This is a genomic window from Saccharopolyspora ipomoeae (assembly GCF_029952525.1).
Taxonomy (GTDB): Bacteria; Actinomycetota; Actinomycetes; order Mycobacteriales; family Pseudonocardiaceae; genus Saccharopolyspora; species Saccharopolyspora ipomoeae.
This window is the reverse complement of sequence record NZ_JASAOF010000004.1, coordinates 1-15,466: the sequence shown is the minus strand read 5'-3', so window position 1 is coordinate 15,466 and position 15,466 is coordinate 1. Positions and strand designations below refer to the sequence as shown.

Sequence of the window (15,466 nt, the reverse complement as noted above, 5' to 3'; positions counted from 1 at the left end):
CTCGCTTCTCCTCTCGCAGCGCCGACCGGGGTGCGGGGTGCCCCCGCAGGACACAGGAGGCGGTGTGAACACCTGGCGGGCGCGGCTGCTGCCGCCGGCCCTGGCGATCGTCTTCTCCGCGGTGCTGTGCAGCGCGGTGCTGCTGATGTCCGGGGCCGACCCGATCGCGACGTTGCTGGAGATGGTCGCCCAGGTCGGCCGGGGCACGACCGCCGTGGACATCGTCAACACGGCGGGCGCCTACTACCTGGTGGCCATCGCGGCGGCGATCGGGTTCCAGATGAACCTGCTCAACATCGGCATCGAGGGCCAGTGCCGGCTGGCGGCCTGCGTGGCCGCGATCGTGGCCGGTGCGGTGAGCCTGCCGTTCGGGCTGCACGCCGCGCTGGTCGTGGTCGTCGGCGCGGTCACCGGAGCGGTGTGGTGCGGCATCGCGGCCCTGCTCAAGGTCTACCGAGGGGTGTCCGAGGTGATCTCCACGATCATGCTCAACACCCTGTCCATCGGCCTGATCGCCTTCCTGGTGCGGGTCTTCGGCGAGATGCGCGGCAACAGCCAGGGCACCGCGATCATCCCGCCGAGCGGTCTGGTGCCGGGGCTGCCGCTGGGCGGCGCGGGCACCGTGTTCGGCCTGGTGCTGCTGGCCGTGCTGGTCGGCGTGGGGTACGCGCTGCTGGTGGACCGGACCCGCTACGGCTTCGAGCTGCGCGCCTCGGGCCTGTCTCCCACGGCGGCGCGCGCGGGCGGCGTGAACTCCAAGCGCATGGTCCTGACCGCGATGCTGCTCTCGGGAGCGATCGCGGGCCTGGCCGGGTTGCCGGAGATCCTCGGCCGCGACCACACGTTCACCATCAACTTCCCGACCGGCTACGGCTTCGCGGGCCTGGCCATCGCGCTGCTGGGGCGGAATCACCCGCTGGGCGTGGCCTTCGGCGCGCTGCTGTGGTCGTTCCTGGACAAGAGCTCGCTGACGCTGGACAACATCGGCGTTCCGAAGGAGATCGTGACCATCCTGCAGGGAACCATCGTGCTGTCGGTCGTGGTCGCCTACGAGCTGGTGCGCCGCCGCGAGCTGGCCGCCGAGCAGCGGCGCGTCGGCACCGCGCTCCGGGCCCCGGAACCGGTCGCCGCGAGCGGGGGTGAGCGGGCGTGACCTCGGTGTTGGCGGGAAGGATCCCTTCCGCAGGGCGGGGCGGGAAGAAGCTGCCCGGCTGGGCGCGGGTGCTGCTGTGGGTCGTGGTCGGGTTCGTCGCGCTGGCGATCACCTCGTACCAGACGGGCGTGCCGCAGCTGACCGGGTCGGGCACCGTGCAGGCCGCCGTTCGGTTGGGCATCCCGATCCTGCTGGCCGCGCTGGGCGGGCTCTGGGCCGAACGCGCGGGCGTGATCAACATCGGCCTCGAAGGCATGATGATCATGGGTACCTGGGGCGGTGCCTGGGCCGGGTATCAGTGGGGACCGCTGGCCGGGCTGATCGCGGCCGCCGCGTTCGGGGCACTCGGCGGGCTGCTGCACGCGATCGCCACGGTGTCCTTCGGCGTCAACCACATCGTCTCCGGTGTGGCGATCAACCTGCTCGGCGCCGGGGCCGCGAAGTACCTGTCGACGCTGATCTTCGAGCCGATCTCGCAGAACCCCCGGCAGTCGCCGCCGGTGCCGAAGTTCGACACCTACTCGATGCAGCCGGTCGCGGGCTGGCTCCAGCAGCTGGAGGACCTGCAGCGGGTCGGGATCTCCGACGTCGCGGGCGTCCTCGGCGGGCTGGTCTCCGGGGTCTCACCGCTGACGATGCTGGCCTACCTGCTGGTCCCGGCGAGCTACCTGGTGCTGTGGCGCTCGCCGTTCGGGCTGCGGCTGAGGTCCTGCGGCGAGAACCCGGTCGCCGCCGCGTCGCTGGGGGTGAACGTCTACCGGTACAAGTACCTCGCCGTGATCATCTCCGGTGCGCTGGCCGGGATCGGCGGCGCCGCGCTGATCCTCAACCCCGGTCAGGCCGGGTACCTCGAAGGCCAGACCAACAACCGGGGCTACATCGGCCTGGCCGCGATGATCTTCGGCAACTGGCGGCCGGGCGGGCTGCTCGGCGGCGCCGCGCTGTTCGGCTACTCCGACGGGCTGCAGCTGCGCAGCGGCGAGACCAGCGTGCACGCGCTGTTCTACGGGGCCACCCTGCTGCTGGTGGTGGTCGCGGCGCTGCAGGTCCACCGGCGGCACTGGCTCGCGGCGGGAATCTCGCTGGTGGCCGCGGCGGCGATGTACTCGGTGTACTGGTTCACCGACGAGCTGCCCGAGGAGCTCACGGCCTACACGCCGCACCTGGTGACGCTGGTCGTGCTCGGCGTGGCCGCGCAGCAGCTGCGACCACCGGCGGCCAACGGGCTGCAGTACCGGAGGGGGATGGACTAGGTGGACGTCGACTGGGAATCGTTGCGCGCCAAGGCGATCGAGGCCGCGTCCCTGGCCTACTGCCCGTACTCCGGGCTGCAGGTCGGTGCCGCCGCGCTCTGCGACGACGGCCGCGTCGTGACCGGCTGCAACGTCGAGAACGGCTCCTACGGCGTCACGCTGTGCGCGGAGTGCACGCTGGCCGGCCAGCTCCACCTCACCGGCGGCGGCCGCTTCGTCGCGGTCGCCTGCCGCAGCGGCACCGGCGACCTCCTCATGCCCTGCGGCCGCTGCCGCCAGATCCTCCACGAGCTCGGCGGCCCCGACTGCCTCGTCGACACCCCCGAGGGCGTCCTCCCGATGCACCGGGTCCTCCCCGACGCCTTCGAACTCTGACACCGGCCGGGTACCGCCGGGGCCTCCGATTTCAATGGAAATCAGGGACCCGAGTTCCATTGAAATCGCGTCGACCTCGGCGGGAACCGGTGCGGTGCCGAGGAAAGACCACACGATCGAGGTGTATTCGGCCGACCGTGCATTTTCAGCGGCGGTGTGCGCCTCTGTACTGGTGAGGGCGAAGTGAGCGGCCGAGTGCTGGAGGTGTCGTCGTGCATTCCGCGGTGGACGTGATTCGGGTGAAGCGTGATGGGGGTCGGCTCAGCGATGAGCAGATCGACTGGGTCATCGATGCCTACACCAGGGGTGAGGTGGCCGATGAGCAGATGTCGGCGCTGGCGATGGCCGTGCTGCTGCGGGGGATGACGCCACCGGAGACCGCCCGCTGGACGGCCGCGATGATCGCCTCCGGCGAGACGCTGGTGCTCAGCGGTCTGGGACGGCCCACCGTGGACAAGCACTCCACCGGGGGCGTGGGGGACAAGATCACCTTGCCGCTGACCCCGCTGGTGGCCGCGTGCGGGGCCGCCGTTCCGCAGTTGTCCGGCCGCGGGTTGGGGCACACCGGCGGCACGCTGGACAAGCTCGAATCGATCCCCGGGTGGCGGGCGAGCCTGAGAGCCGACGAGATCCGCGACCGGTTGCGCGAGGTCGGCGGGGTGATCTGCGCGGCGACCGAGGGATTGGCCCCCGCGGACCGCAAGCTCTACGCGTTGCGCGACGTCACCGGGACCGTCGAGTCGGTGCCGCTGATCGCCAGCTCGATCATGAGCAAGAAGATCGCCGAAGGCGTCGAGTCGCTGGTGCTCGACGTCAAGTGCGGGTCCGGCGCGTTCATGAAAACCCCCGATCAGGCCGGGGAACTCGCCACCGCGCTGGTCGACATCGGTGCGGCGCACGGGCTTCGGGTCAGCGCGCTGATCACCGACATGTCGGTTCCGCTGGGCCGGGCGGTCGGCAACGCGCTGGAGGTCGCCGAGAGCGTCGACGTGCTGCGAGGCGGCGGGCCACCCGATGTCGTGGAGCTGACGGTCGAACTCGCCCGCGAGATGCTGCGGCGCGCCGGGGTGTCCGAAGTGGACCCGGCGGAGGCGCTGGCCGACGGCCGCGCGCACGACGTGTGGCGCCGGATGATCGCCGCCCAGGGCGGCGACCCCGACGCCGCGCTCCCGCGCGCCCGGTACGTCGAGACCGTCACCGCACCGGCCACCGGCACGCTCACCCGCCTCGACGCCTACGCCGTCGGCCTCGCCGCGTGGCGCCTCGGCGCGGGCCGGGCACGCAAGGAGGACACCGTCGACCACGGTGCCGGCGTGCGATGCCTGGCCAAACCAGGCGAGCAGGTCACCGAGGGCCGGCCGCTGCTGGAACTGCACACCGACCGGCCCGAGACCCTCGAACCGGTCCGGGAAGCACTCGCCGCCGCGTACGAAATCAGCGGTGCCGACGTGAAGTCGACACCGCTGATCCTCGACAAGGTCACCTCGGACCGATGATCAGGCGCTCTCGGCGGTGAAGTCCTCGTCGCCGCTCTCGATGGCCTTGTTCTCGCTGCTCTCGCGCTTGGCGCTCTTCGAGCGACCGCGGCGCTGCTGCCGGGGCAGCGTGGTGGGCGGCGGCGGGGTGGACTGGGCGCTGCCACCGAGGATGAGCTCGGCGAAGGTCGCCATCGCCTCGTCCAGCTGACCGGCGTGCCGCTGCTCGCTCTCCTCGTTGGCCTCGCGGACCAGCGCGTTGAGCTTGTCGGCGTCGGGGCGCTGGGACAGCGTGCCGGACAGCTGCGACAGGTTCTGCGACAGCGTGCCGCCCAGCTCGCCCAGGCCGGTCTTGACGCCCTCCTCGACGGTGTCCAACCGGGAGTTGACGCCCTGCTCGACGGTGTCGATGCGGGTGTTGACGCCCTCTTCGACCTGCGACAGGCGACCGGAGACCTGGTCCAGCCGGTCGGTCAGCGCTTCGAGGCGCTGCGCCAGGTCGTTGAGCTTGTCGGTCGGGTCCACGGCCGGGCGCTCGGCGAGGTGGTCGAGCTTGCCGTCCAGCTGGTCGCGGGTGCCGGCGACGGCGTCGGCCAGCTCCTTCTGCGACGCGGCCAGCTCCTTCTGAGCCTCGCTCAGGTCCTTCTGGGTGGTGCCCGCGGAGTCGGTGACCGCGCGCTGCAGGGCCTCGCGGGTGCCGTCGAGGTGCTCGTGCACGCCCTCGTCGATCTCGGCGAACCGGCCGCGCAGGCTGGTCTCCAGCGAGTCGATGCGGTCGCGCACCGGGTCGTTGACCGACGCCGGAAGGGCTTCCAGGCGCGCGTCCTGCTTGTCCAGGTGCGCGCCGAGCTCGTCCATCCGGTTGTGGATGTGGCCGAGCTTGTCCTCCAGGCCGTCCATGCGGCCGGACACGCCGTCCATCCGACCGGCGACGCCGTCGAGGCGGCCGTCGAGCTGGGCGAAGGGCTTGGCGAGCTTGTCGACCACGGCCTCGACGGCGCCCTTGAGGTCGAGCAGCGCGCCGTCGTGCGCCTCGAGCTTGGCCAGGGCCTCATCGAGTCGTTCGGCGAGGACGCTGACCTCGGTGCGGTCGGGCAGCTCGGACAGGCGCTTGCGCACGGAGCCCAGGGACTCCAGCGGGGAGAGCCGGGCGTGGATTTCGTCGAGTGCGTCGAAAATCTGCTGCTGTTCGCTTTCGCGGATCTCAGCCGCACGCGTGAGCATGTTGCGCATGCGGTCGAACGACATGTTCTCGGTCACGGCTAGGGGCGTCCTTCGTCGAGGGGGGTGAGGACTAGAGAAGCCTAGCCACTCCTTTCTCGCGCCCATAGCCGCCCCCCGTTACATTCGGCGACATTGATCCGCCAATTGGGTCCGATCAGCTCTGTTTCGTTGGTCTGATGGGATCAGCGATCCTGAACCGGATGCAGCAAGAATCGTGATTGCCTCCATACGGGTGAGTTTTTTCGCGGGTCATGTTGGGCCAATTGGTAGTGAACCCCGATCGGCGCAGCGGTGGAGCGCCGCTGAACAGCTGTGAAGCCCCAGGGTGATCGTGCGGTGGCGCTCTGTGAGGCGCCGAGGGCAGGCGGGTAACGTAGGCGCATGTCGACACCGGTGAACCTGGAAAACATCCGGCAGGCGCCGAAGGTGCTGCTGCACGACCACCTCGACGGCGGGCTGCGTCCGCAGACCGTCCTCGACCTCGCCCGCGAGGGCGGTTATCCCGGTCTGCCCCACGACAACGCCGATGACCTCGCGCGTTGGTTCGTGACCGCGGCCGACTCGGGCTCGCTGGAGCGCTACCTGGAGACCTTCGCGCACACCGTCGGGGTCATGCAGACGGCGGACGCGCTGTCCCGCGTCGCGGCCGAGGCCGCCGAGGACCTGGCCGACGACGGCGTCGTCTACGCGGAGGTCCGCTACGCGCCGGAGCTGTTCCAGGAGCAGGGCCTGACCCTGGACGAGATCGTGCAGGCCGTGCAGGACGGATTCCGCGAGGGAGAGCGCCGCGCGGCGGCCGCGGGCAAGCGAATCCGAATCGGCACGCTGCTGTGCGCGATGCGGCAGAACGCGCGATCCACCGAAATCGCCAATCTCGCCGTTCGCTATCGGGACGCGCAGGTCGTCGGCTTCGACATCGCGGGGCCCGAGGCGGGATTTCCGCCCACCCGCAATCTCGACGCCTTCGAATACCTGCGCCAGCAGAACGCGCATTTCACCATTCACGCAGGTGAGGCGTTCGGATTGCCCTCGATCTGGGAGGCGATCCAGCACTGCGGCGCCGAGCGGCTCGGGCACGGCGTGCGGATCGTCGACGACATCAAGGTCGACGACGACGGCACGGTGCACCTGGGCAGGCTCGCGTCCTACGTGCGGGACCGCCGCATCCCGCTGGAGATGTGCCCGTCGTCGAACCTGCAGACCGGGGCGGTCTCCGCGCTCGCCGATCATCCGATCGGGCTGCTCGCCCGGCTGCGCTTCCGGGTCACGGTCAACACCGACAACCGGTTGATGAGTCATTGCTCGATGTCCAGCGAATTCGCCGCGCTGCATGAGACATTCGGGTACGGCTGGGAGGAGTTCCAGTGGTTCACGGTGAACGCGATGAAGTCGTCGTTCATCGGTTTCGACGAACGGCTGGCCATCATCAACGAGCAGATCAAGCCGGGATATTCGGACATGCTGGTATGACTCGGGCGGTGCGCGGCAAGTAGGCTGCGTGGTCTCCGGCGGCGCGACGGGGTGCTGCCGGAGTCCCGCAGGTACGAGCCGCTGCACGGTCCTGGAGGCGCAGGTGAACAGAGGCAGCGAACCCACGTTGATCGCATCGGTCCAGCGGGCTCTTCGGCTGCTGGAGGTGGTCGGGCAGCACCCGAGCGGCATCACGGCGAAATGCCTGGCCCGCAACACGGGTTTAGCCCTGCCCACGACGTATCACCTGCTCCGCACCCTCGTTCACGAGGGCTACCTCGCCAAATTGGACGACGGCGCGTTCATCGTCGGCGAGCAGGTCGCCGGTCTGCACGACGCGGCTCAGGCGCAGCAGCTGCGCAGCACGATCCGCAGCACGATGATCGAGCTGCGGGAGGACCTCAGCGCGGCCACGTACCTGGCCCGCTACGACGACGGGGAGGTCCTGGTCGACGAGATCGTCGACAGCCCCCGGACACCCCGCGTGGACGCCTGGGTCGACTTCCGCCAGGCCGCGCACGCCACCGCTGTCGGCAAGTGCCTGCTGTCCGGGCTGAGCAAGGACGAGCGCACCGACCACTTCCGCCGCCACCCGCCGGAGGGCCTCACCCCGCGCACCATCACCGGACTGCGCGACCTGGTGGAGGGCCCGAGGTCGGCGCTGGTCACCGACACCGAGGAGTACTCGCTGGGCACGGCGTGCCTGGCGGCGCCGATCCGGGTCGCGGACCTGCCGGTCACCCTGGCCATCTCGTTCCCGGCGCGCAGGCTCGCCACCACCCGCGACTACGTCCGCCCGCTGCGCGCGGCGGCCGAGCGGATCTCGCGGTCCCTGGCCGTGGCCGGGAACTACCCGAGCTGGAACTGAGCGGTTCCGGGATCACCATCTGAAAAGCCGTGCCTTGTCGACCTCTCCGGCGCGGCGGGAGACTTGAACGCAGTCAGCCAACGAGGGGTATCCGATGCCAGCCGGCGACGACCGGAAGTTGTTGCGCAACGTCCGTTCCGGGTCGATGGTCGCGTTCGCGGAGCTCTACGCCCGGCACCATGCCGCGGCCCACACGATGGCGGTCCAGGTCGCGACCGTTCCCGCTGATGCCGAGGACCTGGTTTCCGAGGCGTTCACCAAGATCCTCGACGTGCTGCGCCGAGGCGGTGGACCGGAGCAGGCGTTCCGCGCCTACCTGCTGACCACGATCCGCAACCTCGCGGCCGCCCACGCCGCCAAGTCCCGCCGCACGCTGCTCGCCGCTGATCTGGACGGCTACTGCGAACCGCAGGAACCGGTGCCGTGCACCGATCCGATCAGCGAGGAGTGGGAGCGCACCCGGGTCTGCGAGGCGTTCTCCCGCTTGCCGCAGCGCTGGCGCCAGGTCTTGTGGTCGGTCGAAGTGGAGCACCAGACGCCGTCGGACCTGAGCCGCCGCTACAACATCAGCCGCAACAGCGCGGCGGCCCTGGTCTACCGGGCGCGCAAGGGCCTCCGGCAGGCCTACAACGAGGCCCTGCCGGGGCTGCAGGCGCTCACCGAGGCCGCCTGATCAGTGCGTCCGGAAGCGGGCCTCCAGGTCCGCGACCAGCTTGCGCCACACCTCGACCTCGTCGTCGAACGGTGCGCTCGGGGGCATCCGGTTCGGGTTCGGGCGCAGCACGAACGAGACCAGCCAGCCCAGCCGCTCGGAGGACTGCAGCGCCTTGTCGGCGGTGTCGTCACCGGCCCAGGCGGCCGCGTCCAGCAGCAGTTCCTCGGCGAGGTCGAGCTGCGTCGGGTCCACTTCGGACGGACCGGCGAGCAGGTCCGTGTCGAGGCCGTTGAGCACGTAGGTGTTGTCCGACTCGACCTGGACGTCGAGCTCGCCGCCGGTGGCGGCGTCGCGCAGCTGCTGCCAGGTGGCGACCCGGGCCATGTCGGTGTCCTCGACGGCCTCGTCGTCGGTGAGGAAGCGGGCCAGGGCGCGGGGCGATCCGAACACGTCGATCTTGCCGTCGTGGCCGAGGAAGACCGGGTCGTCGCCGAGGTAGCAGCGCAGCGTGTAGTACTCGGCGTCGCTGGTGATGATGTGGATCGGGTCGATGCCGATCTCGCCCCAGAAGCCGAGTTCGACCTCCTCGATCTCGTCCACGTCGGACGGCGTGGCCGCGGCGGTCTCCTCGTCGGCGTCGGTCTCCAGCGCTTCGGCGAGCTCGGTCTCGGCGGTGGCGACCGCGTCCGCGGGCACCTCGGGGGTGCTCACCACGGCGTCGATGGCGTCGAGGACCTCGTCCCAGCGCTCCACGACGACCTTGCACACCTCGTTCCAGCGCTTCTGCCCGTCGCGGCCGTTGAAGGCCAGCATGCCCTGGTTGAGCAGCGAGAAACCGTCGGCGGCGTCGAGGACCTCGGTGACGGCGTCGAGCTCGCACACCTCGGCCAGCGACCGGGCGATCTCGACGATGTCGGCGAGCTCGGCGACGGTCCAGGTGTCCAGCGGCTCGGCCACCAGCTCCGGCACGCCGACGAGGTCGAACTGGTGGTCCTCGTCGGGGCTGAGCTCCACGGCCGACAGCGCGGGCACCACGTGCCAGGCGGGGTGGTCGTCGAGGTCGTGCTCGCGCGCGGTTCTGACGAACGCGGCCAGCCGCGCGGGATCGGGGAACCCGTAGAGGTCATCTCCGTATCCGAGGAACGCTTCCCATTCCTCGCCATCTTCGCGCCAGTGCGGTGCCCACAGGGTGACGACGTCGCCCTGCGGCAGCCCGAGCTCGATGGGGACGATGTCCTGCGCCATCTCTCTACCTCCGGTCACCGGAACCAGACCCCGCGGGAGCCTACGGGTTGGCCTTGGGCCGCTAGTGCCCTGGTCCGGTGTCACCGTAGCTGGTTCGATCATTGCAACGGTCAACGGAACAGTTCGTAACGATGGTCTGTCGCTTCTGCGGCGTCGGAGGAACGCGGTTCCGCTGTTCGGCCCAGTGGTTCGTCGCGGGGCTCACCGTTCGTCGCCGGGTCCCCTTTGGCGGTACCGCCGGGGTTCCCGGGGCGAGACCATGATCAGAATGAATGTCACGGAGCTGTGGAGTCAGATCGCGCACTGGCTCGGGCGTCATGCGCCGGTCACCGCAGCCGCCCTGCGTCCGCCCGTCCGGGAACCGGACTTCGCCGAGCTGGAGGCCGAGTTCTCCGTGGAGCTCCCCGGCGAGCTGCGCGCGCTGTGGCTCAGCTGCGGTGGCACCGAGAGCGATGTGCTCGCCGACGTCCTGCCGCCGTTCTACACGCCCTACGGGGCGGAGCAGGCGCTGGCGTCGTGGCGCGATCACCGCAAGAACTGGACGGCGCAGTGGGAGCGGCCGGCCTGCGACTACTACGCGGGCTCGCCGGGATCGAGCTTCCACCCGTCGTGGATCCCGATCGCCGGCGACGGGTTCGCCGACGAGCTGGTGGTGGACCTGAGACCGGGTCCGCTGCACGGCTGCGTGCTGGAGTGGGAGCAGGAGCACGCGCAGGTGCTGCGGCCGGAGTGGCAGGGCATCGCGGCGATGCTGACCGACGTCCACCGAGCCCTGATCAACGGCGTCCCGGCCGGGCACAGCTACCCGACGGTGACCGAGGACGGCCGCCTGGACTGGCAAATCCGCTAGGGGCTGTGCGGGAATTCCTCTGCTTGGCGGTGCGGGTAGCAGGACCTGATCGGCTTCGCGGACTCCGTGCGCCGCTCCTGATGTACGCCAATTACACGGCGTTCCGGCGTGCTCGCCACGAAGCCGATCAGAACCTGCGGCGGTGCCGGTTGCGAGGGTGGTGAACGAGGATGCGGCTCCGCCGCATCGCTCAACAACTCCTGGTCGCATCCCCATCGGAGATCCGGTGGGGATTTTTCCTGACCCACTAGTTGGTGTCGCACACTAGTCGGTGTTACGTTCTAGTCATGGCGGAACGGACGACGACCAGGCAGACGCAGTGGCTCCGCGGGGTGCTCGACCTCGCGGTGCTCGCGCTGCTGGCCGAAGGCGGGGAGGGCTACGGCTACACGCTGCTGCAGCGGTTGGCCGAGGCCGGACTGCCGGACATGAAGGCCGGAACGCTGTACCCGCTGCTCAACCGGCTGGCCGCCGACGGCCTGCTGGACACCGAGTGGCGGGCCGGCGAGGGCGGCCCGGGGCGGAAGTTCTTCACGCTCACCGACCAGGGCCGCGCCGTGCTGGCCGAGATGGGACCGAAGTGGACCGAGTTCGCCCGGAACTCGATCGCCGTTGTCGAACGAGGGATGAAGGCATGATGACGCTGGACGCGAAGTACCGCGACGACCTGTACAAGGCCCTGCGCTTCCACGAGATATCCGGCGACCGCATCGGCGAGGTGCTCGCCGAGGTCGAGGCGCACGTCGCCGAAACCGGGGACGACCCGGTGGACGCGTTCGGCAAGCCGCGCGAGTACGCCCGGCAGGTCGCCGCGCAGCTGGACCCCGCCACCGGCAAGCGCTCGACCGGCGGAGTCATCCTCACCTTCGTCCTCGCGGCGGTCCTGGCGCTGTTCGGCCAGCGGTTCTGGGGCGACGGGCTGTCGATGGACCCCGCGGGGGTGCACTACACGATGAGCGACGTCGTGTCGCAGCCGCTGATGCTGGTGGCGATCATCGCCTTCGCGGTGCTGCTGTTCTACGCGCGCACCGCGTTCAGCCACCGCAAGATCTACGGCGTCGGAGCCGTCGTCGCGGCGGTCGTGGGAGTGGCCGCGCAGTTCCCCGCCCGCTGGTACCTCGACGACGAAGCCCCGGTCGTCACCGCCCCGAGCTGGCTGATCCTCACCCTCGGTGCCGTGTTCCTGGTCGCCATGTTCGGGATGCTCATCCACTCCATCCGCCGAGGCCGCGTCCGCTACCCGGAGAAGAAGTGACGTTCCAGCCGGGACCTACGTCCCCACGGGGTGCCAGACGGTTTTGATCTCGGTGAAGGCGCGCAGGCGCTGGAGGTCGGGTTCGCCGGTCCAGTCGGGTTCACCGCGGACCGGCAGCACCCGTTTGACGGTGTCGGCGGCCGAGCGCGCGAGCTCGCCGCGCAGTTCGGCCGGGGCGCCGGTCGGGTCCAGCGCGTTGACGTCGGCGTGCGAGGCCAGCCACGGGCCGAGCTCGGCGGCCCGCCCGGTCAGCAGGTTGACCACCCCGCCGGGCACGTCGGAGGTCGCCAGCACCTCGGCGAGCGTGATCGCAGGCAGCGGGCGCTCGCCCGAGGTCACCACCACGCAGGTGTTGCCCGCCGCGATCACCGGCGCGACGACGCTCACCAGGCCCAGCAGTGACGACTCCTGCGGTGCGAGCACGCCCACGACACCGGTCGGCTCCGGCGTGGAGAACGAGAAGTACGGTCCCGCAACGGGGTTCGACGCACCCAGCACCATCGCGATCTTGTCGGTCCAGCCCGCGTACCAGACCAGCCGGTCCACCGTAGCATCCACAGTGGACAACGCCGCGGCGAGCGAGACGCCTTCGGCCGCAGCCACTTCGGCGGCGAACTGCTCGCGGCGGCCCTCCATCACCTCGGCGATGCGGAACAGCACCTGACCCCGGTTGTAGGCCGTGGCGCCCGACCAGCGGCCGAAGGCCTTGCGCGCCGCGGAAACCGCGTCGCGCACGTCCTTGCGGGAGGCGTGGGCGACGTTGGCCAGGAACTCCCCGTCGGCAGAGGTCACCGCGAACACCCGTCCCGACTCGGAGCGCGGGAACGCGCCACCGATGTAGAGCTTGCACGTCTTGGCAACGGCCAACCGGCCGGTCACGTCAGACATCGAGGTACGCCTCCAAACCGGCCCGGCCGCCCTCGCGGCCGAACCCGGACTCCCGATAGCCGCCGAACGGCGCGGTCGGGTCGAACCGGTTGAACGTGTTGGCCCACACCACGCCCGCCCGCAGCTCCTGCGCCGCCCGCAGGATGCGCGAACCCTTCTCCGTCCAGATCCCCGCCGACAGCCCGTACGGCGTGTTGTTGGCCTTGGCGATCGCCTCGTCGGGCGTGCGGAAGGTCAGCACCGACAGGACCGGGCCGAAGATCTCCTCGCGCGCGATCCGCATCGACTGCTGCACCTCGGAGAACACCGTCGGCGCGAAGAAGAAACCGCGTTCGGGCAGCTCGCAAGGGCTGTTCCAGCGCTGAGCGCCCTCCGACTCGCCGCTGGCGGCCAGCTCGGTGATCTTGCCGAGCTGCTCGGCGGAGTTGATCGCGCCCACGTCGGTGTTCTTGTCCAGCGGATCGCCGACGCGCAACGCGCTCACCCGCGCGCGCAGCTTCTCCAGCAGCTCCTCGGCGATCGACTCCTGCACCAGCAGCCGGGAACCCGCGCAGCACACGTGGCCCTGGTTGAAGAAGATGCCGGTGACGATGCCTTCGACGGTCTGGTCCAGCGGGGCGTCGTCGAAGACGATGTTGGCGGCCTTGCCGCCCAGCTCCAGCGTCAGCTTCTTGCCGGTCCCGGCCACCGCGCGCTGGATCTGCTTGCCGACCTCGGTGGAACCGGTGAACGCCACCTTGTCCACATCGGAGTGCGCCACCAGCGCCGCCCCGACGTCCCCGGCGCCGGGCACGATGTTGACCACGCCCGGCGGCAGCCCGGCCTGGCGGCACAGGTCGGCGAAGACCAGCGCGCTGAGCGGGGTCGTCTCGGCGGGCTTGAGCACGACGGTGTTCCCGCAGGCCAGTGCGGGTGCGATCTTCCACGCCAGCATGAGCAGCGGGAAGTTCCACGGGATCACCTGACCGGCCACGCCCAGCGGTTTCGGGTTCGGCCCGTACCCGGCGTGGTCGAGCTTGTCGGCCCACCCGGCGTGGTGGAAGAAGTGCGCGGCCGCGGTCGGGATGTCGACGTCGCGGGACTCCTTGATGGGCTTGCCGTTGTCCAGCGTCTCCAGCACCGCCAGCTCGCGGCCGCGCTCCTGGATGAGCCGCGCGATCCGGAACAGGTGCTTGGCCCGCTCCTTGCCCGGCAGCGTCGACCACACCTGCTCGTAGGCGCGGCGAGCCGCGGCGACGGCCCGGTCGACGTCGCCGGTGTCGGCGGCCGAGACCTCGGCGAGGGTTTCCCCGGTCGCCGGGTTGAGGGTCTTGATGGGCTGGCCGCCGCCGTCGACGAACTCGCCGTCGACGAACATCCGGTAGTTCGGCTTGAGGTCGGCGAGCTCGCGCGACTCCGGCGCGGGCGCGTACTCCCAAGGGCTGGTCATCAGTCCACCGCCACGTGTTCGGGGCCGCTGTAGTGGCCTTCGAGCTGGGTTCGCCGCTGCATCAGCAGGTCGTTGAGCAGGCTGGACGCCCCGAACCGGAACAGCTCGGGGGTGAGCCACTCGGGTCCGGCGACCTCGTTGACCGCCACCAGGTAGCGGATCGCGTCCTTGGTGCTGCGGATGCCGCCGGCGGGTTTGACGCCGCGCAGCTCACCGGTGGCGTCCCGCCAGTCGCGCACGGCCTGCAGCATCAGGTGCGTGACCGGCAGCGTCGCGGCGGGCGAGATCTTCCCGGTGGAGGTCTTGATGAAGTCGCCCCCGGCCAGCAGCGCCAGCCAGGAGGCCCGGCGCACGTTGTCGTAGGTGGCGAGCTCGCCGGTTTCGAGGATGACCTTGAGGTGCGCGTCCCCGCAGGCGGCCTTGACGGCCTTGATCTCGTCGAAGACCTGCCCGTAGCGCCCGGCCAGGAACGCGCCCCGGTCGATGACCATGTCGATCTCGTCGGCCCCGGCCGCCACGGCGTGCTCCACGTCGGCGAGCTTCACGGCCTGCGCCGCCCGCCCGGACGGGAACGAGGTGGCCACCGAGGCCACGTGCACGCCCGACCCGTCGAGCTCCTCGACGGCTGCGGCGGCCAGATCGGAGTACACGCACACGGCAGCGACCTGCGGAACCCCGTCCTGCCCGGGATCGGGGCGGCGCGCCTTGGCGCACAGCGACCGCACCTTGCCCTCGGTGTCGGCGCCTTCCAGCGTCGTCAGGTCCACCATCGAGATCGCGGTGTCGATGGCCTGCAGCTTCGAAGCCTTCTTGATGCTCCGAGTCGCCAACCCGGCAGCCCGCTGCTCCAACCCCACCTGGTCCACCCCGGGAAGCCCGCGCAGAAACCGCCGAAGCGACCGGTCATCCCGGGCGGCGTCATCAAGATCAAAAGGCGTCCGAGCCATACCCGCAGTCTAGGCACCCCGCACGCCATCACCCGCCCCCGAAAGCTCAACTCGCGCGAACTCGCCACATCACCCGATCCACTGATCCCCAGATGGCCCGGACGCGCAGGAATCGTCGCCCCACCGCGGGTAAGCCGGGTTTCGACAACTACCGGACCCGACGTAGTCAGAGGTCACTTGATCTCGGCTGCGGAGGAGCTGCGGGTGGGGGCGTCATGGCGAGTGATCAAGGTCGACAGGCTGCCGCACGGTCCGCCGTGCCTCGCGCGAGTTCCTGGCTTCGAGACGTCGACGTGGCGTCTCGCGTTGGGACAGTTTTAGGGTACGTTTCAAAAGGAACGCGACCAAGACGACCCAAGCTTTGGTAAACGCGACCCAC

At 70.2% G+C, this 15,466-nt stretch carries 15 protein-coding genes; 10 read left to right on the top strand and 5 right to left on the bottom strand.

Annotation, left to right across the window (positions count from 1 at the left end; all coding sequences use genetic code 11):
• Window positions 1-64 precede the first annotated feature (64 nt).
• The 4 genes from QFW96_RS09465 (at window position 65) to QFW96_RS09450 (ending at window position 4,277) form a co-directional block, all read left to right on the top strand.
• On the top strand, window positions 65-1,153 hold the full coding sequence (locus QFW96_RS09465) for an ABC transporter permease (protein WP_281455204.1): 1,089 nt from the start codon (window positions 65-67) through the stop codon (window positions 1,151-1,153).
• Entirely contained in the window at window positions 1,150-2,406 is a 1,257-nt protein-coding gene (locus QFW96_RS09460; RefSeq protein ID WP_281455203.1) for an ABC transporter permease, read from the top strand. Before QFW96_RS09465 ends, QFW96_RS09460 begins: the two co-directional genes overlap by 4 nt.
• Window positions 2,407-2,781: a cytidine deaminase gene (locus QFW96_RS09455; RefSeq protein WP_281455202.1), complete on the top strand. Its 375-nt coding sequence runs from the start codon at window positions 2,407-2,409 to the stop codon at window positions 2,779-2,781.
• Window positions 2,782-3,020: 239 nt separating this feature from the next.
• Window positions 3,021-4,277: a thymidine phosphorylase gene (locus tag QFW96_RS09450; RefSeq protein WP_425524740.1), complete on the top strand. Its 1,257-nt coding sequence runs from the start codon at window positions 3,021-3,023 to the stop codon at window positions 4,275-4,277.
• Here the strand turns inward: QFW96_RS09450 and QFW96_RS09445 are convergent, their stop codons facing one another.
• Window positions 4,278-5,516 carry a coiled-coil domain-containing protein gene (locus QFW96_RS09445; protein ID WP_281455200.1) on the bottom strand — a complete coding sequence of 413 codons (1,239 nt, stop codon included), beginning with the start codon at window positions 5,514-5,516 and terminating at the stop codon, window positions 4,278-4,280.
• A 345-nt stretch (window positions 5,517-5,861) separates the two neighbouring features.
• On the opposite strand from QFW96_RS09445, the gene QFW96_RS09440 reads away from it, so the two are divergent.
• The 3 genes from QFW96_RS09440 to QFW96_RS09430 all read left to right on the top strand — a co-directional run bounded on the left by QFW96_RS09440 (window position 5,862) and on the right by QFW96_RS09430 (window position 8,491).
• Window positions 5,862-6,950: an adenosine deaminase gene (locus QFW96_RS09440; protein ID WP_281455199.1), complete on the top strand. Its 1,089-nt coding sequence runs from the start codon at window positions 5,862-5,864 to the stop codon at window positions 6,948-6,950.
• A 103-nt stretch (window positions 6,951-7,053) separates the two neighbouring features.
• Window positions 7,054-7,818, top strand: coding sequence for an IclR family transcriptional regulator (locus tag QFW96_RS09435; protein WP_281455198.1), 765 nt, complete (start codon window positions 7,054-7,056; stop codon window positions 7,816-7,818).
• 94 nt (window positions 7,819-7,912) lie between these two features.
• On the top strand, window positions 7,913-8,491 hold the full coding sequence (locus QFW96_RS09430) for an RNA polymerase sigma factor (protein WP_281455197.1): 579 nt from the start codon (window positions 7,913-7,915) through the stop codon (window positions 8,489-8,491).
• On the opposite strand, the gene QFW96_RS09425 is transcribed toward QFW96_RS09430, so the two are convergent.
• Window positions 8,492-9,718: a primosomal protein gene (locus QFW96_RS09425; RefSeq protein ID WP_093413907.1), complete on the bottom strand. Its 1,227-nt coding sequence runs from the start codon at window positions 9,716-9,718 to the stop codon at window positions 8,492-8,494. It lies immediately after the preceding gene.
• Window positions 9,719-9,986: 268 nt separating this feature from the next.
• Here QFW96_RS09425 and QFW96_RS09420 point away from each other — a divergent pair, with 268 nt between their 5' ends.
• From QFW96_RS09420 to QFW96_RS09410, 3 genes are all read left to right on the top strand, one after another.
• Window positions 9,987-10,568: an SMI1/KNR4 family protein gene (locus QFW96_RS09420; protein ID WP_281455196.1), complete on the top strand. Its 582-nt coding sequence runs from the start codon at window positions 9,987-9,989 to the stop codon at window positions 10,566-10,568.
• Window positions 10,569-10,855: 287 nt separating this feature from the next.
• A complete protein-coding gene (locus QFW96_RS09415; RefSeq protein WP_281455195.1) occupies window positions 10,856-11,206 on the top strand; it encodes a PadR family transcriptional regulator in 351 nt (116 codons plus the stop codon).
• Window positions 11,203-11,823 carry an HAAS signaling domain-containing protein gene (locus tag QFW96_RS09410; RefSeq protein ID WP_281455194.1) on the top strand — a complete coding sequence of 207 codons (621 nt, stop codon included), beginning with the start codon at window positions 11,203-11,205 and terminating at the stop codon, window positions 11,821-11,823. Before QFW96_RS09415 ends, QFW96_RS09410 begins: the two co-directional genes overlap by 4 nt.
• Before the next feature lie 15 nt (window positions 11,824-11,838).
• On the opposite strand, the gene QFW96_RS09405 is transcribed toward QFW96_RS09410, so the two are convergent.
• The 3 genes from QFW96_RS09405 to deoC are packed head-to-tail and all read right to left on the bottom strand — an operon-like array spanning window position 11,839 to window position 15,087.
• A complete protein-coding gene (locus tag QFW96_RS09405; protein WP_281455193.1) occupies window positions 11,839-12,711 on the bottom strand; it encodes an aldehyde dehydrogenase family protein in 873 nt (290 codons plus the stop codon).
• Complete coding sequence (locus tag QFW96_RS09400) at window positions 12,704-14,140, bottom strand: aldehyde dehydrogenase family protein (RefSeq protein WP_281455192.1); 1,437 nt, start codon at window positions 14,138-14,140, stop codon at window positions 12,704-12,706. The genes QFW96_RS09405 and QFW96_RS09400 overlap by 8 nt, the downstream gene beginning before the upstream one ends.
• Complete coding sequence (deoC, locus tag QFW96_RS09395; protein WP_281455191.1) at window positions 14,140-15,087, bottom strand: deoxyribose-phosphate aldolase; 948 nt, start codon at window positions 15,085-15,087, stop codon at window positions 14,140-14,142. Before deoC ends, QFW96_RS09400 begins: the two co-directional genes overlap by 1 nt.
• Window positions 15,088-15,466: the final 379 nt, after the last annotated feature.

Bases quoted from the DNA above. Each gene is read 5' to 3' on its own strand.
- QFW96_RS09400 (WP_281455192.1), bottom strand. From the start codon at position 14,140: ATGACCAGCCCTTGGGAGTACGCGCCCGCGCCGGAGTCGCGCGAGCTC.
- QFW96_RS09430 (WP_281455197.1), top strand. From the start codon at position 7,913: ATGCCAGCCGGCGACGACCGGAAGTTGTTGCGCAACGTCCGTTCCGGG.
- QFW96_RS09415 (WP_281455195.1), top strand. From the start codon at position 10,856: ATGGCGGAACGGACGACGACCAGGCAGACGCAGTGGCTCCGCGGGGTG.
- QFW96_RS09440 (WP_281455199.1), top strand. From the start codon at position 5,862: ATGTCGACACCGGTGAACCTGGAAAACATCCGGCAGGCGCCGAAGGTG.
- deoC (WP_281455191.1), bottom strand. From the start codon at position 15,087: ATGGCTCGGACGCCTTTTGATCTTGATGACGCCGCCCGGGATGACCGG.
- QFW96_RS09410 (WP_281455194.1), top strand. From the start codon at position 11,203: ATGATGACGCTGGACGCGAAGTACCGCGACGACCTGTACAAGGCCCTG.
- QFW96_RS09425 (WP_093413907.1), bottom strand. From the start codon at position 9,718: ATGGCGCAGGACATCGTCCCCATCGAGCTCGGGCTGCCGCAGGGCGAC.
- QFW96_RS09405 (WP_281455193.1), bottom strand. From the start codon at position 12,711: ATGTCTGACGTGACCGGCCGGTTGGCCGTTGCCAAGACGTGCAAGCTC.
- QFW96_RS09420 (WP_281455196.1), top strand. From the start codon at position 9,987: ATGAATGTCACGGAGCTGTGGAGTCAGATCGCGCACTGGCTCGGGCGT.